Annotated in this window: 1 protein-coding gene; it reads right to left on the reverse strand. The window is 68.9% G+C overall.

All coding sequences use genetic code 11. From position 1 onward, the window contains the following. Positions 1 to 463, reverse strand: a 463-nt coding sequence (locus ABD323_RS42550) for a DUF8189 domain-containing protein (protein WP_486327179.1), incomplete at its 3' end; no start/stop codon positions are given. Between the last annotated feature and the right edge of the window lie 9 nt (positions 464 to 472).

Below are 472 nucleotides of genomic sequence, written 5' to 3' on the forward strand. Positions count from 1 at the left end.
GCCTGCCGGACGCGGCACTGGGACTGCCGTGGTCGGTCCAGTCGTTCCGCCACCCGCCATTGGGTGTGTCCTGTGCCAGGGAGATGATGTGATGGTCGGTCAGGCGGTGAGCGAAGACCTCCAGCCGCCCGTCGGCGTTGTTGCCGACCGCAATTCCCGAAGCCAACCGGCCGCCCGGGTCGGCCAGCCGCTGCGGGCCGCCCCAGTTGCCGCCCCCCCACCGCCAATGGGTCCACAGGGCGCCGGCCCGGACGACGAAGACCTGCGGACGGCCGTCCGCGTTCAGCCCGGCCCACGAGGTGCCCCGCGACCAGCGGTAGTACATCCGTGAGAACCATGAGGCGTTGAGGATCCCCGAGTGGTCGTGGCTGGCGTACTCGGAGAAGTACAGGCTCTTGTCCCCGGTCGTCGCCGGGTCCAGGTTCACCGAGCAGTCGCCGATGTTGTAGTTCCCGTAGGCCATCTCCATCAA

The organism is Kitasatospora nipponensis (assembly GCF_039528135.1).
Classification (GTDB): Bacteria; Actinomycetota; Actinomycetes; order Streptomycetales; family Streptomycetaceae; genus Kitasatospora; species Kitasatospora nipponensis.